Origin of the sequence: Kitasatospora sp. YST-16, from assembly GCF_026802215.1 — a bacterium.
Classification (GTDB): Bacteria; Actinomycetota; Actinomycetes; order Streptomycetales; family Streptomycetaceae; genus Kitasatospora; species Kitasatospora cineracea.
In genome coordinates, this window is the sequence record NZ_CP113837.1 from 4,676,866 (window position 1) to 4,703,255 (window position 26,390).

General features: G+C 73.0%; 26 protein-coding genes. 19 read left to right on the forward strand and 7 right to left on the reverse strand.

Annotation, left to right across the window (positions count from 1 at the left end; all coding sequences use genetic code 11):
- Window positions 1-5: 5 nt before the first annotated feature.
- The 14 genes from OU787_RS21490 to OU787_RS21555 all read left to right on the forward strand — a co-directional run bounded on the left by OU787_RS21490 (window position 6) and on the right by OU787_RS21555 (window position 13,081).
- A complete protein-coding gene (locus OU787_RS21490; RefSeq protein ID WP_051816494.1) occupies window positions 6-641 on the forward strand; it encodes an arsenate reductase/protein-tyrosine-phosphatase family protein in 636 nt (211 codons plus the stop codon).
- A 165-nt stretch (window positions 642-806) separates the two neighbouring features.
- Window positions 807-2,069, forward strand: a complete 1,263-nt coding sequence (gene glyA, locus OU787_RS21495; protein WP_268660294.1) for a serine hydroxymethyltransferase — start codon at window positions 807-809, stop codon at window positions 2,067-2,069.
- Between the two features lie 173 nt (window positions 2,070-2,242).
- Window positions 2,243-3,586: an MraY family glycosyltransferase gene (locus tag OU787_RS21500; protein WP_030457727.1), complete on the forward strand. Its 1,344-nt coding sequence runs from the start codon at window positions 2,243-2,245 to the stop codon at window positions 3,584-3,586.
- 351 nt (window positions 3,587-3,937) lie between these two features.
- Window positions 3,938-4,291 carry a hypothetical protein gene (locus OU787_RS21505; RefSeq protein WP_268660295.1) on the forward strand — a complete coding sequence of 118 codons (354 nt, stop codon included), beginning with the start codon at window positions 3,938-3,940 and terminating at the stop codon, window positions 4,289-4,291.
- 279 nt (window positions 4,292-4,570) lie between these two features.
- On the forward strand, window positions 4,571-5,383 hold the full coding sequence (gene atpB, locus OU787_RS21510) for a F0F1 ATP synthase subunit A (RefSeq protein WP_369794882.1): 813 nt from the start codon (window positions 4,571-4,573) through the stop codon (window positions 5,381-5,383).
- An 81-nt stretch (window positions 5,384-5,464) separates the two neighbouring features.
- Window positions 5,465-5,692 (forward strand): ATP synthase F0 subunit C, encoded by a 228-nt coding sequence (gene atpE, locus OU787_RS21515; RefSeq protein ID WP_014138091.1) that lies wholly within the window; start codon window positions 5,465-5,467, stop codon window positions 5,690-5,692.
- Window positions 5,693-5,733: 41 nt separating this feature from the next.
- On the forward strand, window positions 5,734-6,291 hold the full coding sequence (locus OU787_RS21520) for a F0F1 ATP synthase subunit B (RefSeq protein WP_030457724.1): 558 nt from the start codon (window positions 5,734-5,736) through the stop codon (window positions 6,289-6,291).
- The gene (locus tag OU787_RS21525; protein ID WP_268660296.1) at window positions 6,288-7,103 is read left to right on the forward strand and encodes a F0F1 ATP synthase subunit delta; all 816 of its coding nucleotides are present in this window, start codon (window positions 6,288-6,290) and stop codon (window positions 7,101-7,103) included. Before OU787_RS21520 ends, OU787_RS21525 begins: the two co-directional genes overlap by 4 nt.
- A gap of 154 nt (window positions 7,104-7,257) precedes the next feature.
- On the forward strand, window positions 7,258-8,832 hold the full coding sequence (atpA, locus tag OU787_RS21530) for a F0F1 ATP synthase subunit alpha (protein ID WP_030457722.1): 1,575 nt from the start codon (window positions 7,258-7,260) through the stop codon (window positions 8,830-8,832).
- Between the two features lie 33 nt (window positions 8,833-8,865).
- Window positions 8,866-9,780 carry a F0F1 ATP synthase subunit gamma gene (locus OU787_RS21535; protein ID WP_268660297.1) on the forward strand — a complete coding sequence of 305 codons (915 nt, stop codon included), beginning with the start codon at window positions 8,866-8,868 and terminating at the stop codon, window positions 9,778-9,780.
- Window positions 9,781-9,782: 2 nt separating this feature from the next.
- Window positions 9,783-11,228 (forward strand): F0F1 ATP synthase subunit beta, encoded by a 1,446-nt coding sequence (atpD, locus tag OU787_RS21540; RefSeq protein ID WP_030457720.1) that lies wholly within the window; start codon window positions 9,783-9,785, stop codon window positions 11,226-11,228.
- 215 nt (window positions 11,229-11,443) lie between these two features.
- Window positions 11,444-11,827, forward strand: a complete 384-nt coding sequence (locus tag OU787_RS21545; protein ID WP_030457719.1) for a F0F1 ATP synthase subunit epsilon — start codon at window positions 11,444-11,446, stop codon at window positions 11,825-11,827.
- Between the two features lie 123 nt (window positions 11,828-11,950).
- Window positions 11,951-12,451, forward strand: a complete 501-nt coding sequence (locus OU787_RS21550; RefSeq protein WP_030457718.1) for a DUF2550 domain-containing protein — start codon at window positions 11,951-11,953, stop codon at window positions 12,449-12,451.
- 57 nt (window positions 12,452-12,508) lie between these two features.
- Window positions 12,509-13,081, forward strand: a complete 573-nt coding sequence (locus OU787_RS21555; RefSeq protein ID WP_030457717.1) for a cob(I)yrinic acid a,c-diamide adenosyltransferase — start codon at window positions 12,509-12,511, stop codon at window positions 13,079-13,081.
- A gap of 7 nt (window positions 13,082-13,088) precedes the next feature.
- Here the strand turns inward: OU787_RS21555 and OU787_RS21560 are convergent, their stop codons facing one another.
- Window positions 13,089-13,619: a hypothetical protein gene (locus OU787_RS21560; RefSeq protein WP_268660298.1), complete on the reverse strand. Its 531-nt coding sequence runs from the start codon at window positions 13,617-13,619 to the stop codon at window positions 13,089-13,091.
- Window positions 13,620-13,742: 123 nt separating this feature from the next.
- Between OU787_RS21560 and OU787_RS21565 the strand changes: the two genes are divergently transcribed.
- From OU787_RS21565 to OU787_RS21575, 3 genes are all read left to right on the forward strand, one after another.
- A complete protein-coding gene (locus tag OU787_RS21565; protein WP_268660299.1) occupies window positions 13,743-14,933 on the forward strand; it encodes a sensor histidine kinase in 1,191 nt (396 codons plus the stop codon).
- Window positions 14,930-15,586, forward strand: a complete 657-nt coding sequence (locus OU787_RS21570) for a response regulator (RefSeq protein ID WP_030457714.1) — start codon at window positions 14,930-14,932, stop codon at window positions 15,584-15,586. The genes OU787_RS21565 and OU787_RS21570 overlap by 4 nt, the downstream gene beginning before the upstream one ends.
- A gap of 420 nt (window positions 15,587-16,006) precedes the next feature.
- The gene (locus OU787_RS21575; RefSeq protein ID WP_030457713.1) at window positions 16,007-16,342 is read left to right on the forward strand and encodes an STAS domain-containing protein; all 336 of its coding nucleotides are present in this window, start codon (window positions 16,007-16,009) and stop codon (window positions 16,340-16,342) included.
- A gap of 2,657 nt (window positions 16,343-18,999) precedes the next feature.
- Here OU787_RS21575 and OU787_RS21580 read toward each other — a convergent pair.
- From OU787_RS21580 to nucS, 3 genes are all read right to left on the reverse strand, one after another.
- Entirely contained in the window at window positions 19,000-20,202 is a 1,203-nt protein-coding gene (locus OU787_RS21580) for a nucleotidyl transferase AbiEii/AbiGii toxin family protein (RefSeq protein ID WP_268660300.1), read from the reverse strand.
- Window positions 20,199-20,855: a hypothetical protein gene (locus OU787_RS21585; RefSeq protein WP_268660301.1), complete on the reverse strand. Its 657-nt coding sequence runs from the start codon at window positions 20,853-20,855 to the stop codon at window positions 20,199-20,201. Before OU787_RS21585 ends, OU787_RS21580 begins: the two co-directional genes overlap by 4 nt.
- Window positions 20,856-20,926: 71 nt before the next feature.
- Window positions 20,927-21,586, reverse strand: a complete 660-nt coding sequence (nucS, locus tag OU787_RS21590) for an endonuclease NucS (RefSeq protein ID WP_268660302.1) — start codon at window positions 21,584-21,586, stop codon at window positions 20,927-20,929.
- A gap of 581 nt (window positions 21,587-22,167) precedes the next feature.
- Here nucS and OU787_RS21595 point away from each other — a divergent pair.
- Window positions 22,168-22,560 (forward strand): SCO5389 family protein, encoded by a 393-nt coding sequence (locus tag OU787_RS21595; protein ID WP_030457708.1) that lies wholly within the window; start codon window positions 22,168-22,170, stop codon window positions 22,558-22,560.
- A gap of 183 nt (window positions 22,561-22,743) precedes the next feature.
- On the opposite strand, the gene OU787_RS21600 is transcribed toward OU787_RS21595, so the two are convergent.
- A complete protein-coding gene (locus OU787_RS21600) occupies window positions 22,744-23,853 on the reverse strand; it encodes an LLM class flavin-dependent oxidoreductase (RefSeq protein WP_268661902.1) in 1,110 nt (369 codons plus the stop codon).
- 425 nt (window positions 23,854-24,278) lie between these two features.
- On the opposite strand from OU787_RS21600, the gene OU787_RS21605 reads away from it, so the two are divergent.
- Window positions 24,279-24,593: a hypothetical protein gene (locus tag OU787_RS21605; RefSeq protein ID WP_030457706.1), complete on the forward strand. Its 315-nt coding sequence runs from the start codon at window positions 24,279-24,281 to the stop codon at window positions 24,591-24,593.
- Window positions 24,594-24,607: 14 nt separating this feature from the next.
- Here the strand turns inward: OU787_RS21605 and OU787_RS21610 are convergent, their stop codons facing one another.
- Together OU787_RS21610 and OU787_RS21615 are read right to left on the reverse strand one after the other, a co-directional pair.
- Window positions 24,608-25,375 carry an ABC transporter permease gene (locus OU787_RS21610; RefSeq protein WP_030457705.1) on the reverse strand — a complete coding sequence of 256 codons (768 nt, stop codon included), beginning with the start codon at window positions 25,373-25,375 and terminating at the stop codon, window positions 24,608-24,610.
- A gap of 1 nt (window position 25,376) precedes the next feature.
- Entirely contained in the window at window positions 25,377-26,354 is a 978-nt protein-coding gene (locus tag OU787_RS21615; RefSeq protein ID WP_030457704.1) for an ABC transporter ATP-binding protein, read from the reverse strand.
- Window positions 26,355-26,390: the final 36 nt, after the last annotated feature.

A 26,390-nucleotide genomic window follows, 5' to 3' on the forward strand; every position in this document is an offset into this window, starting at 1 on the left:
GCGCCCTGGCACCCTTCGCGGAGCCGGGGCCGCCCGCGCTGGACACCTTCCGCATCCTGTTCGTCTGCACCGGGAACATCTGCCGCTCCCCGATCGCCGAGCGCCTGGCCCGGCTGGAGCTGGACTCCCGGCTCGGCGCCGGGACCGGCCGCCGGATCGTGGTGGAGAGCGCCGGCACCTGGGGCCACGAGGGCGCCCCGATGGAGGCGCACGCGGCGACGGTGCTCGGCGAGTACGGCGCGGACAGCGCCGGCTTCGCGGGCCGGGAGCTGCTGGACGAGCACGTGATAGACGCCGACCTGGTGCTGACCGCGACCCTGGACCACCGGGCGCAGGTCATCTCGATGGGGCACGCGGCGGGTCTGCGCACCTTCACCATCAAGGAGTTCACCCGTCTGGTGCAAAGGGTCGACCCGCGCACCCTGCCGGACCCCAGGGACGGCGCGCGGCTGACCGAGCGCGCCCGCGCACTGGTCCGCTCGGCCGCCGCCCTGCGCGGCTGGCTGCTGGCCTCCGCGCCCGAGTTCGACGAGCTGAGGGACCCGTACGGGGCCCCGATCGGGATGTTCCGCAACTGCGGCGAGGAGATATTCGACGCGCTGGACCCGGTGGTGACCGCACTGACGGGTGTGGCCCGCTGAGTTGAGCGCCCTCCACTAAAGTTTCCGTGGGGGATTCGTGGAGACTGCGTGCGCAGGCGGTGGCGGCAACCGGAAAGGCGCAAGCCCGCGCGCGCGGGCGGGCCGGGCGGCGGAGGCCGACCTACGCTGGAAAAATCTGCCCGCACCGCAGCCTGGAGCCGCACCATGACGGTCGCCGATGCCCGCCCCGCCCACTGGGAGGCCGCCGAGGCCCTGCGCGCGGCCGACCCGCTGATCGCCGACCTGCTGGCCGCCGAGGACGAACGCCGGGCCGGGAGCCTGCAACTGCTCGCCGGGGAGAGCCTGGCCACCCCCGCCGTGCTGGCCGCGCTGACCGGCCCGCTGGTCGACAAGTACGCCGACGGCTACCCGGGCCGCCGCCACCACACCGGCTGCGCGCCCGCCGACACCGTGGAGCTGCTGGCGATCGACCGGGCCCGCGAACTGTTCGCCGCCCCGCACGCCAACGTCCAGCCCCGGTCCGGGACTTCGGCCATGCTGGCGGCCTACGCGGCGCTGCTGCGGCCGGACGACGCGGTGCTCGCCATGTCGCTGGAGCACGGCGGCCACCTGAGCGCCGGCTCGCGGGCCAACTTCTCCGGCCGCTGGTTCCGCTTCCACGGCTACGGGGTGCGCGCCGACGACGGCCTGATCGACCTCGACCAGGTCCGCGAACTGGCCCGCGAGCACCGCCCGAAGGCGATCGTGGCGGGCGGCATCTCCTACCCGCGGCACGTCGACTGGGCCGCCTTCCGGGAGATCGCCGACGAGGTGGACGCCTACCTGATCGCCGCCGCCGGGCAGACCGCCGGACTGGTCGCGGCCGGCGCCGCCCCCTCCCCGGTGCCGCACGCCGACGTCACCGTCGCCACCACCCACAAGCTGCTGCGCGGCCCGCGCGGCGGGCTGCTGCTGTGCACCGCCGAACTGGCCGACCGGATCGACCGGGCGGTGTTCCCGTTCAGCCAGGGCGGGGCGGCCGTGCACGAGGTGGCCGCCAAGGCGGTGGCGCTGGCCCAGGCCGCCACCCCGGAGTACACCGGCTACGTCCGCCGGGCGGTCTCCGGGGCCCGGGCGGTGGCCGCCGCGCTGGGCGCCGCCGGGGCGCCGCCGCTCACCGGCGGCACCGACACCCACCTGGTGTCGGCCTCGGTCCGGGCCCTCGGCCTGACCGGCGTGGAGGCCGAACGCCGGTGCGCCGCGGCCGGGTTGATGCTCGGCCGGTGCGCCGTCCCGTACGACCCGGCGCCGCCCGCCGAGACCTCCGGGATCCGGCTGGGCACCGGGACGTGCGCGGCCCAGGGGATGGGCGAGGCGGAGCTCGGCGAGGTCGGTGAACTGCTCGGCCGGGTGCTCCGCGGCGAGGCGGTCGAGCCGGTGCGCGGGCGGGTGCGGGAGCTGGCCCGGACCTTCGCCGGGCGGCGCTGAGCGGTCCGGTGCGGGGTCGGCGCGGGGTCCGGGCGGCTCCGGGAGAACCGCGATGCGGGAGCCGGGCGTCGGAGTCAATAAGGTGTGGTCCGTGGCGACGCACCCCGAACCCCGAACCAGCACGGGAGTACCCTGCGTACTCGTCCGTCCGAGCGTGACCCTGGAGGCCAGTGGTGCGTGAGTATCTGCTGGTGATGTTCGTCTCGGCGGCGGTCACCTACCTGCTGGTCAGCCCGGTGCGGAAGTTCGCCATCGCGGCCGGCGCGATGCCCGCCGTCCGGGCCCGCGACGTGCACCGCGAACCGACCCCGCGGCTGGGCGGCATCGCCATGTTCGGCGGCCTGCTGGCCGGCCTGCTGGCGGCGTCCCAACTGACCAACCTCGGGCGGCTGTTCGTGCAGAGCGCGGACATCAAGGCGCTGCTCTCCGGGGCCGGGATCATGTTCGTGCTGGGCGTCCTGGACGACAAGTGGGGCGTGGACGCGCTGGTGAAGCTCGGCGGGCAGATGATCGCCGCCGGCGTGATGGTCTGGCAGGGCATCACGGTGATCGCCATCCCGGTGCCCGGCTACGGCTCCGTCCCGGTCACGCCGACCCAGGGCATGCTGATCTCGGTCGTGCTGGTGGTCGTCATGGTCAACGCGGTGAACTTCATCGACGGCCTGGACGGCCTGGCGGCCGGCATGGTCTGCATCGCCGCGATGGCCTTCTTCCTGTACTCGTACCGGCTCTGGCTCGGCTACGGGATCAACGACGCCGCGCCCGCCGCGCTGTTCACCGCCGTGCTGATCGGCATGTGCCTGGGCTTCCTGCCGCACAACCTGCACCCGGCGCGGATCTTCATGGGCGACTCCGGCTCGATGATGCTCGGCCTGATGCTGGCCGTCGCGGCGATCTCCATCACCGGCCGGGTCGACCCCGACCTGATCACCGAGCAGGTCGGCTCGCAGACCACCGCCGTGCACGCCCTGGTGCCGATCTACATCCCGCTGATCCTGCCGCTGACGGTGATCGCGCTGCCGCTGGCCGACCTGCTGCTGGCCGTGGTGCGCCGCACCTGGGCGGGCAAGTCGCCGTTCGCGGCGGACAAGCAGCACCTGCACCACCGGCTGCTGGAGGTCGGGCACTCGCACAGCCGGGCCGTGCTGATCATGTACTTCTGGGCCGCGCTGATCGCCTTCGGCACCGTCGCGGTGTCGATCACCCACACCGGCCGCACGGTGGTCCTCACCATGGCGGGCCTGTGCCTGGTCGGCCTCGCGGTGCTGCTGATGCCGCGGTTCCGGCCGCGCGCGCCGAAGGCCGTCCAGTCCTTCGTGCCGCCCCGCTACCGGGACGGCGAACCGGGTGCCGCGGCGGGCGCTCCGGCGACCGCCGGGGAGGACGCCCCGACCGCCGCGGACGCGGGCGGGGACGCGCCCGCGATGGCCGAGCTGTCGGCCGAGGACAAGGCCCTGCTGGGACGGCTCGGGACGGGCGCGACGGCGGCCGGCCAGCATGGCGAGCGGCGTTCCTGACCGGACGTCAACTCCCGCTGGGCCGTTCGGCGGCACCCGTTCGGAGGCACTCGTGGGCCTACCGTGTGACAGGTACCACACGTTCATGGTAAAGCTCTCATCAAATAGTTTGTGATACCGTTCACGAGTACCGAGAACACGCCGAAAGACCTGACAGGTGGAGGACTTCCGTCCCCGGTCGGTCTCCCTCGTCGGGCCCGCCCCCAGGCGGCCGTCCGCGGCGGCGTCCTCGCACCCCGTGTACCTGCCCCCCGTTTCCGACATGCCGCCGGAGTTGCCGACATGCCGTCCCACGACGCCCGGATCCTCCGAGGCGCCGCAATTCCCACTGCGGTCGCCGGAGTGGTCGCCATGGCGATCGCCTTCGTCGTCGCGCAGGGGAAGGGTCTGCTCGGCGCCCTGCTCGCCACGGTGGTCGTGATCCTCTTCTTCGGTGCCGGCCAGACCGCGCTCGACCGGCTGGGCCGGAACAACCCGCAGATGCTGATGCCGATCGCCATGCTGGTCTACACCACGCAGATCCTGGTGATCGGCGTCCTGCTCGCGGTGGCCAAGCACCTCACCTTCTTCGACCACAAGGTCTTCGGGCTCTCGCTGCTCGGCCTGGTGATCATCTGGATGGGCTTCCAGGTGCGGGGCTGGCTCAAGGCCAAGACCTTCTACGTGGAACCCGACGGCAAGCCGAAATCAGGGCGTCAATCGTGAGCGGGGCACACCGTCCCCCTCACGAGGGGGGCGGTGCTTATGCCCTCCTGACGGGCTGCTATCGTCCGTCCCAACGGCGGAGTACGGGAAGCGGCCAGGTCCCTCCGAGAATCGGACGGATCGCCCCCCGGCTCCACGAAGCTTTCGAAGATCCCGCGGTGGGGATATGCGCCGCGCCGGGTCAGCGAGAAATCCAACTAGTTCCAGTGCCGCACCGTGGCCGACGGCCACGCCGACACACCGAGGTTGCCGTAACCATGCGTCAGAACGAAGGAGTCTGTGGTGGGTGCTGACGTTCAGCTCGCCTCCGAGGCCGGTTGCCACTTCGACTCCGGCTGCGGCTTCCCGGCCCCCGGCCTCGGTGAGTTCGACTTCAAGCCGATCTTCTCGGTGGGCGGGGTCGACTTCACCAAGCCGATGCTGCTGTCGATCATCTGCGCCCTGCTGGTGGTCGGGTTCTTCTGGGCCGCGTTCGCCAAGCCGAAGCTGCTCCCGGGCAAGCTCCAGCTGGTCGGCGAGATCGGGTACGACTTCGTCAAGCGGAGCATCGTGCTGGAGACCATCGGCAAAAAGGGCGAGAAGTACGTCCCGATGCTGGTCTCGATGTTCTTCTTCGTGTGGATCATGAACATCATGTCCATCATCCCGTTCGCCCAGTTCCCGGTGATGTCGCGCATCGCGTACCCCGCCGGACTCGCGCTGGTCGTCTGGATCACGTACATGGCGCTGACCTTCAAGAAGCACGGCTTCGTCGGCGGCATGAAGAACCTCTGCTGGCCGTCGGGCATCCCGGGCTGGGTCATGTTCATCCTGGTGCCGATCGAGTTCTTCTCGAACATCTTCGTGCGCCCCTTCACCCTCGCGGTCCGAGCCTTCGCCAACATGTTCGCCGGTCACCTGCTGATCGTCGTCTTCTCGGTGGCCTCGTGGTACCTGCTCAGCCCCACCATCGGCGCCCTGTACGGCTCGGTGTCCTTCGTGGTGGCCGTCGGTCTGACCGCCTTCGAGCTGCTGGTGCAGTTCCTGCAGGCGTACATCTTCGTGATGCTCGCCAGCAGCTACATCGCCGGTGCCCTGGAAGAGGCGCACTGATTCCCGCGGCCCCGGCCGCGCCCACGAACTCCCGGTGGCCAACACCCACCGGTATCCCATCCCCGCAAAGGATTAGCTGAGATGTCCGCTCTCGCTGAGGTTTCCGGTTCCGTCGCTTCCATCGGCTACGGCCTCGCCGCCATCGGCCCCGGCATCGGCGTCGGTCTGATCTTCGGTAACGGCGTGCAGGCGATGGCCCGTCAGCCCGAGGCTGCCGGCCTGATCCGCTCGAACATGTTCATCGGCTTCGCCCTGACCGAGGCCCTCGCCCTGATCGGCATCGTCATGCCGTTCGTCTACGGCCAGTGAGCCAGGCGCACCGGTAGTCACTTCCGACGAAAGGTTCTGATATGGCCCCCGAGGTTCTCCTCGCGGCAGAAGAGAAGATGAACCCTCTTCTCCCCGCGTGGCCCGAGGTCATCATCGGCCTGCTCTGCTTCTTCATCGTCTTCGGCATCCTCGGCAAGAAGCTCCTCCCCAGCATCGAGAAGGTGCTGGGGGAGCGCCGTGACGCCATCGAAGGCGGCATGAAGCGCGCGGAGACCGCTCAGGCCGAGGCCCAGGCCCTGCTGGAGCAGTACCGCGCCGAGCTCGCCGAGGCGCGCCACGAGGCTGCTCGGATCACCGAGCACGCCCGTGAGCAGGGCGCTGTCCTGATCAACGAGATGCGCGAGGAGGGCCAGCGCCAGCGCGAGGCCATCGTCGCCGCCGGCCACGCCCAGATCGAGGCCGACAAGAAGCAGGCGACCGCCGTCCTGCGCCAGGACGTCGGCTCGCTGGCCTCCCAGCTGGCCTCCCGCATCGTCGGTGAGTCGCTGGAGGACCACGCCCGCCAGAGCGGTGTCATCGACCGCTTCCTGGACGAGCTGGAGTCCAAGGCCGCCGCCGCCCAGGGTGCGTCCAAGTGATCGGCGCGAGCCGTGAGGCACTCGCCGCCGGCCGCGAGAACCTCGAGAGCCTGACCGACAACACCTCGGTGGACGCGGCCAAGCTCGCCGAGGAACTCGCCGCCGTCACCGCGCTGCTGGACCGCGAGGTCTCGCTGCGCCGCGTCCTGACCGACCCCGCGCGGTCCGGTCAGGACAAGGCCCGGCTGGTCGCCTCGCTGCTGAACGGCCAGGTCTCCGGCGAGACCGTCGACCTGGTCTCCGGCCTGGTCCGCTCGCGCTGGTCCGGCCCGCGCGACCTGGTCGACGCGGTCGAGGAGCTCGCCGCGTACGCCGAGGTCATCGCCGCCGACAAGGCGGGCGCGCTGGACGACGTCGAGGACGAGCTGTTCCGCTTCGGCCGGGTGGTGGCGGGCTCGCACGAGCTGCGCGCCGCGCTGACCGAGCCGAAGGCCGACGCCGCCGCCAAGGCCGCGCTGGTGCTGGGGCTCCTCGGCGGCCGCGCCAACGCCGGCACCGTCCGCCTGGTCACCAGCCTGGTCACCAACCCGCGTGGTCGTAGCCTGGAGGGTGGCCTGGAGTCCTACTCCAAGCTCGCCGCCTCCCGGCGGGGCCGCGTGGTGGCCCTGGTCACCAGCGCGATCCCGCTGTCGGACGTCCAGAAGCAGCGCCTCGCCGCCGCCCTGGCCGGTCTGTACGGCCGTTCGGTGCACCTGAACATCGACGTGGACCCCGCGGTCCAGGGCGGTGTCCGGGTCCAGATCGGCGACGAGATCATCGACGGCACCGTCGCGAGCCGCCTCGAAGGCGCTCGCCAGGGCCTCGAAGGCTGAGCACCAGCACTATCCGACCCTCGGTCGGGCGTCGGTCCACACCAGGTGGGCCGGCAAAACGTACGGCCGGTTCACCCGACCCGGCCGAGAGTCGAGCACTTGCGGCCCTCAATGGCGGGCCGAGGATCGCAAACTAGGAGAGCAGGGAAGCCTGATGGCGGAGCTTACGATCCGTCCGGAGGAGATCCGGGACGCGCTGGCCGACTTTGTCCAGTCGTACCAGCCGGACGCGGCCTCGCGTGAAGAGGTCGGCACGGTCACCGAGGCCATGGACGGTATCGCCAAGGTCGAGGGTCTGCCCTCGGTCATGGCCAACGAGCTGCTGAAGTTCGAGGACGGCACCCTCGGCCTCGCGCTGAACCTCGACACCCGCGAGATCGGTGTCGTCGTCCTCGGTGAGTTCTCGGGCATCGAAGAGGGCCAGACGGTGCAGCGCACCGGCGAGGTCCTCTCCGTCCCGGTCGGCGACGGCTACCTCGGCCGCGTCGTGGACCCGCTGGGCAACCCGATCGACGGCCTGGGCGAGATCGCGGCCACCGGCCGCCGCGCCCTGGAGCTGCAGGCCCCCGGCGTCATGGCCCGCAAGTCGGTCAAGCAGCCGCTGCAGACCGGCATCAAGGCGATCGACGCGATGACCCCGATCGGCCGCGGCCAGCGCCAGCTGATCATCGGTGACCGCCAGACCGGCAAGACCGCCGTCGCCGTCGACACGATCATCAACCAGCGCGACAACTGGCGCTCGGGCGACCCGGAGAAGCAGGTCCGCTGCATCTACGTCGCCGTGGGCCAGAAGGGCTCCACCATCGCGTCCGTCCGCGGCGCCCTGGAGGAGGCCGGCGCGCTGGAGTACACCACCATCGTGGCCGCTCCCGCCTCCGACCCGGCCGGCTTCAAGTACCTCGCCCCGTACACCGGTTCGGCCATCGGCCAGGAGTGGATGTACGACGGCAAGCACGTCCTCATCGTCTTCGACGACCTGTCGAAGCAGGCCGAGGCCTACCGCTCCGTCTCCCTGCTGCTGCGCCGCCCGCCGGGCCGCGAGGCGTACCCGGGTGACGTCTTCTACCTGCACTCCCGCCTGCTGGAGCGCTGCGCCAAGCTGAACGACGCCCTCGGCGGCGGCTCGATGACCGGTCTGCCGATCATCGAGACCAAGGCCAACGACGTCTCGGCGTACATCCCGACCAACGTCATCTCCATCACCGACGGCCAGTGCTTCCTGGAGTCCGACCTGTTCAACGCCGGCATCCGCCCGGCCGTGAACGTCGGCATCTCGGTCTCCCGCGTCGGTGGCTCCGCCCAGATCAAGGCCATGCGCTCGGTCGCCGGCCGTCTGCGCCTCGACCTCGCCCAGTACCGCGAGCTGGAGGCGTTCGCCGCCTTCGGTTCCGACCTGGACGCGGCCTCCAAGGCCCAGCTGGAGCGCGGTGCGCGCATGGTCGAGCTGCTGAAGCAGGGCCAGTACCAGCCGTTCCCGGTCGAGGAGCAGGTCGTCTCGATCTGGGCCGGCACCACCGGTCAGCTGGACGACGTCCCGGTGGCGGACATCCGCCGCTTCGAGCGCGAGTTCCTGGACAACGTCCGCCTGGAGCACAAGGGCATCCTGGCCGGCATCGTCGAGACCGGTCTGCTGGAGCAGGGCACGATCGACGCGCTGACCGCCGCGATCACGTCCTTCAAGCAGGGCTTCACCACGGCTGACGGCAAGCTGCTCTCCGAGCAGGCCTGAGTCCGGTAGCGAGGGAAAGGACGTAACGACCCAATGGGAGCACAGCTTCGGGTCTACAAGCGCCGCATCCGCTCCGTCACCGCGACGAAGAAGATCACCAAGGCGATGGAGATGATCTCCGCGTCGCGCATCGTCAAGGCGCAGCGCGCGGTGGCCGCCTCCACTCCGTACGCCGACGAGCTCACCCGCGCGGTGACCGCGGTGGCCACCCGGTCCACCGCCAAGCACCCGCTGACCACCGAGAACCCGAACGCCAAGCGCGCCGCCGTCCTGCTGATCACGGCGGACCGCGGCCTGGCGGGCGGCTACTCGACCAACGCCATCAAGCAGTCGCTGGCGCTCGCCGCCCGCCTCCGCGAAGAGGGCAAGGAAGTGGTCACGTACATCGTCGGCCGCAAGGGCGTGGGCTACTACGGCTTCCGCAACCTGGCGGTGGCGAACTCCTGGACCGGCTTCTCCGACAAGCCGACCTACGGGGACGCCAAGACGGTCGCGGCGGACCTGATCGAGGCCTTCACGGCGGAGACCGGCGGCGTGGACGAGCTGCACCTGGTGTCGACCGAGTTCGTGTCGATGCTGACGCAGAACGCCGTGGACGCCCGGCTGCTGCCGCTGAAGCTCGACGAGGTCGAGCTGAGCGACGGCGCGCCGGCCAAGAACCAGATCTTCCCGCTGTACGACTTCGAGCCGTCGGCGGAGGGCGTCCTGGACGCGCTGCTGCCGCGGTACGTCGAGAGCCGGATCTACAACGCGCTGCTGCAGTCGGCCGCTTCCGAGCACGCCGCCCGCCGCCGCGCGATGAAGAGCGCGACGGACAACGCCGGCGAGCTCATCAAGTCGCTGACGCGGCTTGCCAACTCGGCCCGTCAGGCCGAGATCACCCAGGAAATCAGCGAGATCGTGGGCGGCGCGAACGCGCTGGCCGACGCTAGCGCGGGGAGCGAATGAGTATGACCACCACTGTTGAGCCGACCACGGCGACGGGCCGCGTCGCGCGGGTCATCGGCCCGGTCGTCGACGTGGAGTTCCCCGTCGACGCCATCCCGGACATGTTCAACGCCCTGCACGTCGAGGTGGACAACCCCGACGGCTCGGGCAAGAAGACCCTGACCCTCGAGGTCGCCCAGCACCTCGGCGACGGCCTGGTCCGCGGCATCTCGATGCAGCCGACCGACGGCCTGGTCCGCGGTTCGCAGGTCACCGACACCGGCGCGGCGATCTCCGTCCCGGTCGGCCAGATCACCAAGGGCAAGGTGTTCAACGCCCTCGGTGAGGTGCTGAACGTCGACAAGGCCGAGTTCGAGTCCCAGGTGCAGGTCAAGTGGCCGATCCACCGCAAGGCCCCGAACTTCTCCGAGCTCGAGTCGAAGACCGAGATGTTCGAGACCGGTATCAAGGTCATCGACCTCCTCACCCCGTACGTGCAGGGTGGCAAGATCGGTCTGTTCGGTGGTGCCGGTGTCGGCAAGACCGTTCTGATCCAGGAGATGATCTACCGCGTCGCCGAGAACTTCGGTGGTGTGTCGGTGTTCGCCGGTGTCGGCGAGCGCACCCGTGAGGGCAACGACCTCATCGACGAGATGGTCGACTCGGGCGTCCTGGACAAGACCGCGCTGGTCTTCGGCCAGATGGACGAGCCGCCGGGCACCCGCCTCCGGGTCGCGCTCTCCGCGCTGACCATGGCGGAGTACTTCCGCGACGTCGAGAAGCAGGACGTGCTCCTCTTCATCGACAACATCTTCCGGTTCACCCAGGCCGGTTCCGAGGTGTCGACCCTGCTCGGCCGCATGCCCTCCGCGGTGGGCTACCAGCCGAACCTGGCCGACGAGATGGGCCTCCTGCAGGAGCGCATCACCTCGACCCGCGGTCACTCGATCACCTCGATGCAGGCGATCTACGTCCCCGCGGACGACCTGACCGACCCGGCGCCGGCCACCACCTTCGCCCACCTGGACGCGACCACCGTTCTGTCGCGCCCGATCTCGGAGAAGGGCATCTACCCGGCCGTCGACCCGCTGGACTCCACGTCCCGCATCCTCGACCCGCGGTACATCACGCAGCTCCACTACGACACGGCCGTCCGTATCAAGGGGATCCTGCAGAAGTACAAGGACCTCCAGGACATCATCGCGATCCTCGGCATCGACGAGCTGTCCGAGGAGGACAAGGTCACGGTGCAGCGGGCCCGCCGCATCGAGCGCTTCCTCTCGCAGAACACCTACGTGGCGAAGCAGTTCACCGGTGTCGACGGTTCGACCGTGCCGCTGTCGGAGACCATCGAGGCCTTCAACGCGATCGCGGACGGCAAGTACGACCACGTCCCGGAGCAGGCCTTCTTCATGTGCGGTGGCATCGAGGACCTCGAGCGCAACGCCGCCGAGCTGCTCAAGAAGTAACCGCAGGCCGGTTGCAGGCAGACCGAACCGTTGAGGGGTGGTCCCCGGCTCTCGTCGGGGGCCACCCCTCACCGCTGGATCTGCTGTGATCCCGGTCATTTACGAGGTCTTGGTTTCGTTCCGGGGCCGCGCGACCGTTATTCTTACCGAAACTGCCGAGATCGCCGCCCGTTCGCCCGGGTGCCCGAGGACCGGCAAGAGCCAAGGAGCCCACGTTGGCTGAGCTGCACGTCGAGCTGGTCGCAGCCGACCGCAAGGTGTGGTCCGGTGCGGCCACCATCGTTGTCGCCCGCACGGCCTCCGGTGACACCGGCATCATGCCCGGCCACACCCCGGTGCTGAGCGTGCTGGAGACCGGACCGGTCACCATCCGCACCACCGACCAGGGCACGATCGTCGCCGCGGTGCACGGCGGCTTCATCTCGTTCGCCGACAACAAGCTGTCGATCCTCGCCGAGATCGCCGAGCTGGCCGACGAGATCGACGTCGCCCGGGCCGAGCGGGCGCTGGAGAACGCCAAGACCGACCTCGACTCGCACGCCGAGCGTCGTGCCGAGGTCCGCCTGCTCGCCGCCGGCGGGTTGAAGGCGCACCACTGAGCCTGGACTCAGCGACGGTCCCGGGGACGCCTGGAGCGTGACCCCGGGACTGTCGTATCAGTTGGTAGGAATGAGCGGTCGCAGGCCGACCGCCACGGGGAAGCAGCGAGGAGGTAGGTGAGCATGGTCCTCGCCCTTGTGGTGTGCGCGACGGTGGTGGTCCTGGCCATTGCCGGGCTGGTCGGCTTCGCGGTACGCCGCCGCCTCATCCAGCGGGTGGGCGGCACCTTCGACTGCTCCTACCGGTTGAAAATGCCGGCCGACGCCTCCATCCAGCCGGATCTCGACGAGAACGGCCGACCCACCTCAGCCCCGGTCCCGCAGACCGACGGCAAGGGGTGGGTTTTTGGTATCGGCCGCTACAGCGGCGACTCGATCGAGTGGTTCCGGGTCTTCTCCTACGCGCCCCGGCCGCGGCGGGTGCTGCCGCGCACCGAGATCGAGGTGCTGGGCCGCCGCTACCCGCAGGGGCAGGAGGAACTCGCCCTGCTGTCCGGCTCCGTGGTGCTGCGCTGCCTGCACAAGGGCGCCCCGCTGGAGCTGGCGATGAGCGACGACGCGCTGACCGGCTTCCTGGCCTGGCTGGAGGCGGCGCCGCCCGGGCAGAGGGTCAACGTCGCGTGATGTTCGGCTCAGTGAGCCGCCGTTAACACGGTTCGGCGTGCCCGCTAGGCTGCGGGCATGGTGAACCTCACGCGCATCTACACCCGGACCGGGGACGACGGCACGACCGCGCTCGGTGACATGAGCCGGACGACGAAGACCGACCCCCGGCTGATCGCGTACGCGGACACCAACGAGGCCAACGCGGCGCTCGGCGTGGCGCTGGCCGCCGGGCAGCTGGACGAGGAGCTCGTCGCGGTGCTGACCCGGGTCCAGAACGACCTGTTCGACGTCGGCGCGGACCTGGCCACCCCGATCGTCGAGGACCCGAAGTACCCGCCGCTGCGGGTCGAGCAGTCGTACGTCGACCGGCTGGAGGGCGACTGCGACCGGTTCCTGGCCGACCTGGAGAAGCTGCGCAGCTTCATCCTCCCCGGCGGGACGCCCGGCGCCGCGTACCTGCACCTGGCGTGCACGGTGGTGCGGCGGGCCGAGCGGGCGACCTGGGCGGCGATCGAGGCGCACGGCGAGGGCATCAACCCGCTGACCGCGAAGTACCTGAACCGGCTGTCCGACCTGCTGTTCATCCTGGCCCGCACCGCCAACAAGGAGCGCGGCGACGTGCTCTGGGTGCCCGGCGAGAACCGCTGACGCCCGGTCACTTCTCCCGCTTGGGGAAGACCGTGTAGCTGGCGGCGATCAGCAGGTTGATGCCGACCACCAGGCCCATCCGCGGGTACCAGGAGTCCAGCGCCGCCGTCCGGGCGCTGTCGCCGACCAGCCACTGCACGGCCGCCACCAGCGCCACCGTGACCGCCGAGGCGAGCAGCGTCAGCGCGAACACGCCCCACTCGTAACGGGCCCGCGGCGCACCGTACTCGGGCATCCCGGCGGGCTTCGGGCCGCCGGCCAGGCGGTGCGCGGCGTGGCCGTCCGCCCAGCGGACCAGGCGGTGGCCGTAGGCGAGCGAGAAGCCGACGTACGAGGCCGCCAGGCCGTGCGTCCAGTCGGCGGTGGCGCCGCCGCGCAGGTCGGCGACGGTCGCACCGAGGATCACCAGGTCGACCACCGGGAGCAGCGCCAGCAGCACCGCGCCCGTGCGGCGCAGGCGCAGCCCGTACCGGGCCAGCAGCCCGGCGGTCAGCACCACCCAGAAGCCGATCTCACCGGCGACGATCAGGGAAACCATGCTTCGAGCATGCCGCGCGGGCGGGGCCGGGTCATCGTCCGGCGAGTCGAGCGGGGCGTGCGACTTTCGTCGGACGGCGGGTCGTCCGGCCGGTCGTTCCCGCAGGTCGGAAGGAGTGCTGGGATGGGGCCCGTGAGGCTCACCGCCCGCCAGGAGGACCTGGCCATCGCCGCCGCCGGGCTGCTCGGCGGCCTGCTGCTGCTCGCGTTCCGCGCCTACGACGCCCGGCCCGGGCTGCCGGTGTGGGCGGTGGCGCTGCCGCTGGTGGCGATGGCCGCACTGGAGACGGTGCGCCGCCGGTGGACGGTGTGGACGGTCTGCCTGGGCGGCGCGCTGTTCGGCGCCGCCGTGTACCTGGGCTCGCTGACGGCCACCCTGCTGATGTACACCGACCTGCTGTACGCGGCCACCCTGTACGGGCCGGCCCGGATGAGCAAGGTGCTGCAACTGACCGGCGCCGCCGCCACCCTGGTGCTCTCCGCGCTGACCTGGCGCTACGGGTCGGTGCCCGGGGCGCTGCTGGTCGCGGTGTTCTGCGGGCTGATCTTCCTCGCCCCGGTCTGGACGGCCGACCTGCTGCGCCGGCACCGGGACCGGGCCGAGACCGAGCGGCTGCGGGCCGAGCAGACCGCGCTGCTCGCCGAGCTGGACCGGCGCGGGGCGGTGGTCGCGGAGCGCGCCCGGATGGCCCGGGAACTGCACGACGTGATCGCCAACCACCTGTCGGCGATCGCCATCCACGCCACCGGCGCCCAGGCGGTGGCCCGCCGCCAGCACCGGGCGCCGGACGAGCCGCTGGTGGAGGCGCTCGCGGTGATCCGGGAGAACAGCGTGCAGGGCCTGGCCGAGATGCGCCGGATGATCGGCCTGCTGCGCGAGAGCGTCCCCGAAGAGCCGTACGCCGCACCGCGGTTGGCCGCCGTGGACGTGCTGCTCGACCAGGCCCGGGCGGCCGGGCGGGACGCCGGGCTGCGGTTCGAGGCCGAGGAGAGCGGCGAGCGCGGCGAGCTGTCCGCGCCGCTGGAGCTCGCCGCGTACCGGATCGTCCAGGAGTCGCTGACCAACGCCGTCAAGCACGCCGCGCCCGGCCCGGTGCGGCTGCGGATCCGGTACGGGGAGGGCGAGTTGGCGATCTCGGTGGAGTCCGCGTACCGGGCCGGCGAGGGCCGGCCGGTGCCCGGGGCGAAGGCCGGGCTGGTCGGCATGGGCGAGCGGGCCCAACTGCTCGGCGGGGAGTTCACCGCCGGGCCGCAGGGGGAGACGTGGACGGTGCGGGCGGTGCTGCCGCGGACGGCGGGCGGGGAGCGGGCATGATCCGGGTACTGGTGGCCGAGGACCAGGCGGCGGTGCGGGCCGCGCTGGTGATGATCCTGCGGGCCGAGGACGACCTGGAGGTGGTCGGCGAGGCCGCCGACGGCGAGCAGGCCGTCCGGCTGGCGCTGGAACTGCGGCCCGACGTGGTGCTGATGGACGTCCAGATGCCCCGGCTGGACGGCGTCGCCGCGACCCGGCAGGTGGTCGCCGCCGGGGCCGGACAGGTGCTGGTGCTCACCACCTTCGACCTCGACGAGTACGTGTGGGGCGCGCTGCGGGCCGGCGCCGCCGGGTTCCTGCTCAAGGACCTGGAGGCCGAGACCCTGGTCGACGGCATCCGGACGGTCGCCCGCGGCGACGGGATGCTCGCGCCGTCCGTCACCCGCCGGCTGATCTCCTCCTTCGCCCGCACCGGCGCCGCCGCCCCCGCGGGCGCCGACGCGCTCGCCGAACTCACCCCCAAGGAGCGCGAGGTGCTGGGCTGCCTCGGTGCGGGCCTGTCCAACGCGGAGATCGCCGCCCGGCTGCGCACCGCCGAGGCCACCACCAAGACGCACGTCAGCCGGATCCTGGCCAAGCTCGGCCTGCGCAGCCGGGTCCAGGCGGCGATCCTCGCCCAGGAGCTGGGAGTGCCCGTCCCCGAGGGGGAGTAGCGGCGGGGGAGGGGGCGCAGATCACACCCGCTCCGGCGCAGATCACACTGCCGGAACGCACCACGGCGGGCGCGCTCCCACTAGAGTCCGGCGAGAGCGATGCCGCTCCCGCAGGTGGTCCGTGCTGCCCGGGTTGCGGGGCGTTCCGGGCGGTTGGGTGAGTTTGCTCACCGTCCGCCCCGCAGACGGGTGATTTGGGCGGTAATCGAGCGTAGGTGTGAGGTGATCCTGCGTATATTCCCTCGGACGGGTGAAGTTGAGGGACAGTCCGGCGGGTGACAGCAACCTGCGGAACTGGTTCACCGTCAGATTCAGGAAGGGCCGGTGCGCGGACCCGGCCCAGCGGAGCACGGACGTTCCCCGAGGTGCGGGCGGCACCGTGGAACGAACGTACGGCGGACGGCCGAGGAGGAGGACAGCGTGCGCATCACCGGCGACCACACCGGACTGGCCATCGAAGGGCGGCTCGACGTGCGCAGCGCCGCCGACGCCCGGGCGCTGCTGCACGCCGCCGTCGACGGCGGCGAAGGAGACCTCGTCCTCGACCTCGGCCACCTGGAGTTCTGGGACGCCACCGGGCTCGGCGTCATCATGGGCACCCACCGCCGGGCCGGCCGGGCCGGCCGGCGCCTGGTGCTCCGGGAAGTGCCCGTCCAGCTGCAGCGCCTGCTGGTGGCCACCCGGCTGCACCGGATCCTGGCGGTCGAGGGATCGGTCCAGGACCCCTGCGGGACGACCCTCCCCGCACTCGGCTAGGCCCTGTCGTCGAACCCCCGCCCGCGGGGCGCGCGCGGAGGTTCGTGCGCCGACCGGCCCGGGGCCGGAACCACCCCTGTGTGGTGACCCGCTGTGCCCGTGTGGGAAAGTCTCCGCTCAGGTGTCCGAGTGGCGGGGAGCAGCGACGTGGGTCAGCCGAGCGGGGAGTTCCGGGGGGACGGGGTGCGCCCGCGGAGCGGGGAACTGGTCAGCGGCGAGCGGCTGGTGGTGGTCGGCGGGCCGGAGGGCTCCGAGGCCCGGCACTGCCCGGACGAGTGGATGCCGCAGCCCCGCCGGATCCGCGGCCTGGTGCAGGCCCGGCCGGAACTCGGCCCCAGCCCCGCCGTCGGACCGCTCGCCCTGGGCACCGGCCCCGCCGACCTGCGGCTGCTGGACCGCGAGGGCGACATCGCCGCGCTGCTCGAACAGCTCCGGGCCGGCCGCTCGGTCCGGCTGCTCGGCCAGGCCGGCTCCGGCCGCTCCGCCCTGCTCGCCGCCGTCGCCGAAGCCGCCGCGGAACTCGCCCCCGACGGCGTGGTGCGGCTCAGCGGCTACCGGCGCACCGCCGCCGACCTGCTCCAGGACCTGTTCGCCGTCACCCACCAGGCCCCCGACTTCCGCCCCGACCGCGAACAGTTGGCCGAACTGCTGGCCGGCGTCGCCGCGGTGGTGGTGATCGACGACGTCGAACCGTTCGGCGAGGAACTGGAGGACCTGCTCGCGCTCGCCCCCGAGTGCGCGTTCCTGCTGGCCACCGTCCCCGACAGCCCGCCCTCGGCCCCCGGCTCGCGGCTGCGCGACCACCTGGTCGCCGGCCTGTCCCGTCCCGCCTGCCTGACCCTCGCCGCCCGGCTGGCCGGCCGCCAGCTGGACGACACCGAACGGGCCTGGGCGGTCGACCTCTGGTTCGAGTCCGAGGGCCTGCCGCTGCGCTTCGTCCGGGCCGCCGCCCTGCTGCGCCAGCGGGACGTCACGGTCGACGCGCTGGTCGCCGCCCAGGAGGACCGGCGGAGCATGTTCGGCTCCGTCCAGGAGTACGAACCGCCCCGCGACCCGGCCGAGTTGGAACGGGAACTGCGCCGCCAGGTGCCGCTGCCCTCGGTCGGCGAGAGCGCCGCGCCCGCCCGCCGCCTGGTCCAGGGCCTCAGCGAGTCGGCCCGGCTGGTGCTGCGCCTGGCCCTCGCCCTCGGCGGCGAGTGCCCGACCGCCCCGCACCTGCCCGCCCTGGTCGACGTCGGCCTCGGCGAGAGCGCCCTGCAGGAACTCGTCGACACCGGACTGGCGGTCTCCGTCGGCGGCCACCACCGCCTCACCGAGGGCGTGCTCGACGCGCTGCTCCCCGAGGTCGAGGACGACAGCAACGGCCTGCCCGCGCCGTTCGCCCCCGGCGGGATCGCGCACGGCGCCGCAGAGCACCTCGCCTGGTGGGTCGGCCACGCCTCGGTCACCACCCGGCAGGTCGCCGCCGAAGCCGAGGTCATCCTCGCCGTGCTGCTCGCCGAACGGGACGCCGACCGCCCCGCCGAGGTCCTCCGCCTGGCCCGGGCCGCCGCCCCCGCCCTCGCGCTGTCGCTGCGCTGGGGCGCCTGGGAACGCGCCCTGCAACTCGGCCTGGAAGCCGCCAGGATGCTCGGCGCCACCGCCGAACAGGGCTGGTTCCACCACGAGTTGGGCGTGCACGCGCTCTGCTCCGGCAGCCCGCAGCGGGCCGTCGCCGAACTCGAGGCCGCGGTCGCGCTGCGCGCCGCCGCCGGAGAGCAGCGCGGCGCCGCCGGAGCCCGCCGGATGCTCGACGTGATCCGGCTGGAGGAGACCGCCGCGCTCACCGCCGGCTCCGGCGCCGCACCCGCCCGCCGCCGCCGCTCCATCCGGGCGATCGCCCAGGTCGTCCCCGGCCGGCTGCGCAAGCGCGCCCCGCGCGGGGCCCGCAAGACCGTCCTGCTCGCGGGCGCGGCCGTGATGGCGCTCGGCGTGTTCGGCACCGCGATAGGCGTCGCCGCCGGCGGCGACGACCACCCCGGCGGCGACCGCACCGGCAACTCTGCGGACGACCTCCCCCGCTCGACCCCACCACCACCCCCGCCCCAGCACCTCACCCACCTCCACGCCCTCCGACAGCGGCAGCCCCACCGCGACGGACAGCCCCGGCGGCAGCGACAGCCCGACGGCCTCCGCCACCGGCCCGGCGAGCACCAGCCCCACGGCCACCCACAAGACCACCACCGCCCCGACCACCACGGCCACCACCACGAAGCCGGGCACGGGCGGCAGCACCGGGGGCACCACCGGCGGCAGCACGGGCGGCAGCAGCACCGGAGGGACCACCGGGGGCAGCACCGCCGGCGGCAGCACGAGCGGCGGCAGCACCGGAGGGACCACCGGCGGCAGCACGGGCGGCACCACCACCGGGGGCAGCACCGGCGGGACCACCACGGGCGGCACGACCACCGGTGGCACCACCGGCACGGGCGGCACGACCACGGGCGGCACCGGCACGACGACCGGCGGCACGGGCACCACCGGGGGCACGACGACCGGCGGCACCGGCACGACGGGCGGGACGACCACCGGCGGCACCACCACCGGGGGGAGCACCGGCGGGACGACCGCGGGCGGCACGACCACCGGCGGGACCACGCCCTGACGGTGGCGGGGCGTCAGTTCAGCAGTTGCTCCAGGCTGATGTGCCCGCGGGCGAGGATGCGGGCGTACCAGGCCCAGGCCGGGCGGGAGAGCAGGGCGTCCAGGGGGTCGGGGGCGTCCGGGCCGAGGGCGCGTTGCAGGAGGCGGCGGGCGACGCCCAGGGAGGCGTTCCGGGCGCGGAGCCAGTCCTCGGCGGCGTCCAGGCCCCCGGCGGCGTGTTCCGCGCGCAGGCGGGCCGCCCAGCCCTCGGCCCACCAGTCGGCGCGTTCGGCGTCCGGGACTTCGGCGAAGGCGGGGGCCAGCGCGGCGGCCAGGCGGCGGGACAGCTCCTCGCCGGAGGTGGTCAGCTCCGGGTACTCCTCGCGGAAGTGCGCCCAGTCGGCGGCGGCGGTGTCCGGTTCGGCGCCGGGGACGGCGTCCGGCCCGGGCGGGGCCTCGGCCAGCCACGCCTCGCCGCCGGTGAACACCTCGCGCAGCACCCCGTACCGCAGCGGGGCGGACTCGGCGAGCAGCACCGCGTCGTACAGGTCCTTGGGCTGCGGGTAGTGGTCGGTGGCCAGCCAGAGGAGTTTCCAGGCCAGCGAGAGCTCCCGTCCGGCGACGCGCAGCACCGCGCCCGGGGCGGCCTCCAGCGGCTCGGGCGGCAGCGGCAGGTGCTCGGTGAAGACGAAGTCCAGCTGGATGCCGCCGCCGGGCAGCCCGTCGGCCGTCCAGGGCAGCAGCAGGCGGCGGCCCGGGACGCGCTCGTACGTCCAGATCTCCTCGTGGACGGCCTCGTCGGGCAGGAAGCGGACCGGCCCGGTGGTGGGGACGGCGGCGGTCAGGTCGTGCAGCAGCTCGGCGGTGCGCGGGTCGTCGGGCGTCCAGTCGGCGGGGGTGAGGACGAAGTCCAGGTCGCCGGGTTCGCGGGCGGCGGCGCCGAACCAGGCGCGCAGCACGACCGAGCCGCGCAGCACCAGGTGCTCGGCCCAGCGGGAGGCGGCGACGGCGGACAGCACGGCGTCCATCGCGGTGCGGCGGGCGGCCAACCAGGCGGTGGCCAACGCCGGGTCGGCGTAGCGCGGGTCGGAGGTCCGGTAGGCGCGGGAGTACTGCTTGAGCGACGGGTCGAAGAGCGCACTCTGCCGGGCCCGCCCGTCCCCGATCGGACGGAACGTCAGCGGAAGCTCCTCGGGGAAGCGGCGGGCCAGGTCGTCGGCGTCGTGGGCGGCGCTCACGGCAGCTCCTCGGTCGGGGTGTCGTCGTCGAGCCAGCCGTCGTCCAGGGCGAGCGCCGAGTCGTGCACCACGTACTCGCGCTCGGCCTTCAGCGGCGGGAAGCCGGCGGCGGTGAGGGCGGCGGTCAGGCGGTCCAGGCGGGCGGTGGCGGTGGCCAGGCCGACCCGGTGGCAGCGCTGGGTGACGAAGTACTGGCGGTGGCCGTCGGGTTCGGTGCGGCGGGCGTTCCAGGAGACGTGCGCGCCGTGGCCGGACGCGGCGCGGGCCAGGGCCGCGCGGGGGGTGCCGGGGGCCAGCCGGATCTTCACGTGGTGTTCGAAGTAGTGGGCGGGGTCGGCGCGTTCGGCCTCGGCGTCGGTGCCCGGGACGCCCGGCACCCAGGGCGCGGCCTCGATCTTGACCCGGACCGGGGTGAACCCGGCCGCCCGCAGCCGGGCCGTCTCGGCGACGGCCCGGCGGTGCTGCGCGGCCAGCGTGCCCTCGGCGCGCCAGGACAGCATCGGCTGCGAGGGGTGCCGGCCGCGGGCCAGCAGGATGTGGGTGAACTCCAGGCCGTGCGCGGCGGCCCAGCCCGCCAGCGCGCCGGCCTCGGCCGGTGCCAGCGTCAGGTGCGTCTCGTACGGGCCGGCCCCGGCGGTGCTGCGAACGGGCATGCCGGGATTGTGGCAGCCGGGTCGGACGGCGCCCCTGGCGGGGGCGGGAGGCGGGACCGGCCAGGGAGGGGCTAGAAGAGCTTGAGCTTGTCGTCGTCGATGCCGCGCAGCTCGTCGTAGTCGAGGACGACGCAGCCGATGCCGCGGTCGGTGGCCAGCACCCGGGCCTGCGGCTTGATCTCCTGGGCCGCGAAGACGCCCTTGACGGGGGCCAGCAGCGGGTCCCGGTTGAGGAGTTCGAGGTAGCGGGTGAGCTGCTCGACGCCGTCGATCTCGCCGCGGCGCTTGATCTCGATGGCGACGGTGGCGCCGTCGGAGTCGCGGCAGAGGATGTCGACCGGGCCGATCGGGGTGGGGTACTCGCGGCGGATCAGCTGCCAGCCGGAGCCGAGCACCTCCATCCGGTCGGCGAGCAGTTCCTGGAGGTGGGCCTCCACGCCGTCCTTGATCAGGCCGGGGTCGACGCCGAGTTCGTGCGAGGAGTCGTGGTGGACGTCCTCCAGCGTGATGATCAGCTTCTCGCCGGCCTTGTTGGTGACCGTCCACACGCCGTCGGCCTCCTTGAGGGAGCACGGCGGCGACATCCAGTTCAGCGGCTTGTAGGCCCGGTCGTCGGCGTGGATGCTGACGCTCCCGTCGGCCTTCACGATCACCAGGCGCACGGCGGAGGGCAGATGTGCAGCGAGGCGGCCCGCGTAGTCCACGGTGCACTTGGCGATGACAAGACGCATGGGGACAAGCCTAAGGCCCGCCGGGAGTGCCCCGGTCCGTGTTCGATTCCGGAGGGGCGGGGCGGACGGGGGAGCGGCCGGCCGGCGGCGGGCGGGCCGGTGGGGCCGAGGCGGCGGAATCCCGAGACAGCCGGTCCGGGCGGAGCGGGCCCGGGAGCCGTTTGAAGCGAGTGTGCGCGCGGCGGGTGTCGGCCGGGCGGGAGCGGCGAAACATGGTGACCGCACGAGCACGTGCGGTGAGGGGCCGCAGCTCGGCGCACAGGGTTGGGACACGGCGGATTCCGGCCAATCTCCCCTCGGGAGGGGTGTTTCGGGCGGCAATCCGTTGATTCACCAGCCCGGGTGAGAGGGGGCCTGCCACGCTGGTCTGACCCCCGGCCCGAACCCCCCGACGCGCGGCGTCCACCGGGTCGTCGCGCCGTCACCACTCGAACGACGCGCGGGGTTCACCGCACGTCAGTCCCGGCGTCCCGGCGCCCCACCCCCGGCGCCGACCGCACCACCGCACCGCCGCACCACCGCACCGCACCGGCACCACCGCCCCGGCGACCACGTCGGAGCGGACCACGAGAGGAGAACCCATGTCGCTCGACGTCTCACCGGCCCTGCTGGAGAAGGCCGAACGAGGCGAGGTCGACGAGCGGGAGTTCGTCGACTGTGTCCGCACCTCGCTGCCCTACGCCTGGGACATGATCAGCTCGCTGGTCGCCCAACTGGAGGTCGACGGAACCGACTTCGCCGACAACGAAGTCCCCCCGCCGAGCGAGCAGGAGCGCGGGCAACTGCTCCGCGCGCTGGCCAGCGACGCGATCCGGGGCGCCCTGCAGCGGCACTTCGGCGTCCAGCTGGCGTTCCAGAACTGCCACCGGGTCGCGGTCTTCGCCCCCGGCCCCGACACCGAGGCGCGGCTCGCCCGCTTCACCTCGATCCGGGGCCAGCTGCTCAACCAGTCGCCGGAACTGCGCGACTGCTGATCCGACGTCACGGCCCGGCGCCGTCCGCCCGCCGACGCACGCCCGGCGGCCGCACGGCAGCCGAACGCGGGCCCCCGGTCCTCCCGGACCCGGGGCGGCCCGCGGCCGCGCCACGGGCCCGCGCAGCGCCTCCGCGGCGCGGCCGCAGTGCCTCCGCGGCGCCCCCGGGACCGGCGGCGGCCCTCAGGGCGGCTGCGGCAGCACCTCCGCGCCCAGCCGGTCCAGGTTGTGCAGCGTCGCCGCGGTGTCGCCCGAGCCCTCCGCCAGCAGCGCGAAGCGCCGGATGCCGGTGCGCTCCGCGGTCGCCAGCAGCCGGTCCGCGCACTGCCGGGGCGTGCCCACCGCGTGCAGGTCGCACAGCAGCTCGGTGTACGCCCGCGGGTCGCGCATCGAGCGCTCCCGGCCGTCCACCGTGCGGTGCGCGCCCAGCCCGTGCGCGAAGAAGTCCGGCATCGCCCGCAGCAGGCTGGCCCGGGCCGCCCCCGCCCGGTCGTCGACCTGCGCCACGCCCGCCGCCACGTGCTCCCGCTCCACCCGGGCCAGCTGCTCCTCGCCGCGTCCCGCCGCCCGCCAGGCCGCCCGGTACGCGGCCAGCATCTCCCGCTTGTCCTCGTCGCCCGAGTGCATGCCCAGCAGCATCGGCAGGCCCCGCTCGGCGGCCGTCCGGACCCCGCCCGGCGAGGTGCAGGCCACCACCACCGGCGGGCCCGACCGGGCCGGCGCCGCCTCGTCCTGGCGCTGGCGCGGGATCACCGCGCCCTCCAGGCCCAGCCAGCCCGCCAGGTCCGCCCGCCGGCCCGGCTCGGCGGCCCGCGGCACCACCGCCACCTCCGGGAACGCGAACTGCGGCCCCGCCGCGCCCACCCGGGCCCCGCGCAGCCAGCGCAGCAGCAGGTCCAGCCGCTCCGGGAAGCCCTGCTCGTACGCCTCCAGGCCGCTGCCGAACACCGCCAGGTCGATCCACGGCCCGCCGCGCCCCACGCCCAGGGTGAACCGGCCGCCCGAGGTCAGGTGCAGCAGCGCCGCCTGCTCGCCCAGCGCCACCGGGTGACGGGTGCTCAGCACGCTCACCGCGGTGCCCACCCCGATCCGCCGGGTGCGGCCCAGCAGCATCGCGGCCAGCGTCGCCGCGTCCGGGCAGACCCCGTACGGCACGAAGTGGTGCTCGGCCAGCCACACCGCGTCCAGGCCCGCCCGCTCGGCGGCCGTCGCGGCCGAGAGCGTCCGCTCCAGCGCCTCGCCGTGGTCCTGGCCCGGGAACTGCGCGGACAGCAGGAAGGCGCCGACCCGGATCGCGTCCGTGCCGGCGCCCGGCGACTGCTCGGGCCGCTCCGCGGGCACCACCCCGGCGCCAACCGTCCGCGGGGCGGCGGAACGGGCCTCGGGCCGGGCGGTGGTCTTCGTCATCGGGTGCCTCCATCGGTACCGCGCAGGGTCGCGGCCCCGCCGTGTCACCACGTGAGTAACCCATGTCATGTGCCAATGGCACGCCGAACCCGCGATTTCCCCGGGGAAAGGGTGGATTACCGCCGAAACGCCGGCGACCGCCCACCGCCCGTGCTAATGGGGCGGACGGGGCCCGCGGGACGGCCGGCGGCCCCCGGGGTACAACGCGGCACGGGGCCCGCCGGTCACCGCCGGACGGCGGGGCGCTCCCGCCCCGCGGGCCCGGCGCGGCCCGTACCCTGGAGGGACACCGTGCCGAGAGAGGGAGTCCCGTGTCACCCCGCCGCAACCGGATCGACAAGCCCGAGGACCGCGGCAGCGGTGCGCCGATGGGGAGTTCGCTGCGCCGGGTGGAGGAGTACCGGGGCGAGGACTGGGTGGTGCAGACCGTGGCCGGCACCGCCGGGCGGTACTACCGGTGCCCCGGCTGCGACCAGGAGATCCCGCCCGGCGTCGGCCACGTGGTGGCCTGGCCCGACCACGGCGGCGGCGTCGACGACCGGCGGCACTGGCACCGGGCCTGCTGGGGAGCGCGGGAGCGCCGCGGCTCCAACGTGCTGCGGGGCCGCGGCGCTCCGAAGTACTGACGGCTGACGGGCCCTCAGGCGTCGCGCTTCCTCAGCACCAGGTAGCCGCCGAGCAGGGCCGCGACCGTCCAGGCCGCGCAGATCAGCAGGCCGGCCCACGGCCCGTACGGCAGGTCGTCGGTCGGGAAGACCTGGGTGACGGCCGAGCCCGCCTGGTCCGGGAAGTAGTGGACGGCGTTCTTCACCACGGGGACGATCGACAGGATCGGCGAGACCAGCAGGATGAACGGCACCAGGATCGCCAGCGCCAGGATCTGGTGGCGCACCATCACCGTGACGCCGGCCGAGAGCAGGCACAGCAGGGTCAGGTAGAGCGCGGTGCCGAACACCGCCCGCAGCACGTTGTCCGAGCCCAGCGAGGTGGACAGCCCGCTGCCGAGCGCGGCCTGGCCGAGGAAGAAGGTGATGAACACCGTCACCAGCGAGGCGGCCAGCGCCAGGGCGCCCAGTACGGCGGTCTTGGCGGCCAGCAGGGTGCCGCGCTGCGGGACGGCGGCCAGCGAGACCCGGATCATGCCGCTGCTGTACTCGTTGCCGACGGCCAGCACGCCGAACACCACGATGGCGAGCCGGCCGAAGCCGACGCCGATGAACGAGACGGCGGTGGCGTCGAAGGGCACGCCGTCCCGGGTGAAGTCCGACGCGTTGTTCCGGGCGACCAGGCTGATCGCCAGGCCCAGCGCGGCGGTGATCAGGAAGACCGAGACCAGCGACCAGACGGTGGAGCGGACGCTGCGGATCTTGGTCCACTCGGACTGGGCGACGGCGGGGAACGCGGCCATCTCAGCTCTCCTTTCCGGACTTGCGCCCGTTCCAGCCCTCGCCCCAGGCGGCGGGCGGCTGCTCGGGGGTCGCCCCGGCCCCCATGTGGTACTCCACCGAACTCGCGGTCATCTGCATGAACGCCTCCTCCAGCGACGCCTGCTGCGGGCTCAGCTCGTGCAGGGTGACGCCGTGCGCGGCGGCCAGGTCGCCGAGGAAGGCCGGGTCGCCGTCGACGACCTCCCAGGAGCCGTCGGGGCCGCTCTCGGCCCGCAGGCCGGCGCCGTGCAGGGCGTTCAGTAGCTGTTCCTGGTGGGGGGTGCGCAGGCGGACCGCGGAGCGGGAGTTGCGCTTGATGAACTCGGCCATCGGGAGGTCGGCGAGCAGCCGGCCGCGGCCGATCACCACCAGGTGGTCGGCGGTCAGCGCCATCTCGCTCATCAGGTGGGAGGAGACGAAGACGGTGCGGCCCTCGGAGGCCAGGCGCTTCATCAGGTTGCGGATCCACAGGATGCCCTCGGGGTCGAGGCCGTTCACCGGCTCGTCGAACATCAGGGTCTGCGGGTCGGCCAGCAGTGCGGAGGCGATGCCCAGGCGCTGGCCCATGCCGAGCGAGAAGCCGCGGGCGCGCTTCCTGGCCACCGCGGTCAGGCCGACCAGGTCGAGCACCTCGTCGACCCGGCCGCGCGGCACCCGGTTGGACTGGGCCAGCCAGAGCAGGTGGTCGTACGCGGTGCGGCCGGGGTGGACGGCCTTGGCCTCCAGCAGGGCGCCGATCTGCCGCAGCGGGTCCTGGATCCCGGAGTAGTGCCTGCCGTTGATGGTGACCTCGCCGCCGGTCGGGTGGTCGAGGTCGAGGATCATGCGCATGGTGGTGGACTTGCCGGCGCCGTTCGGTCCGAGGAAACCGGTCACCACGCCCTCCGGGATCCGGAAGCTCAGATCGTCGACGGCCAACTTGTCGCCATAACGCTTCGTCAGGTGGTGCAACTCGATCATCTGCCGCTCCTTGGTCTGGAGCCAGGTTATGGCAAA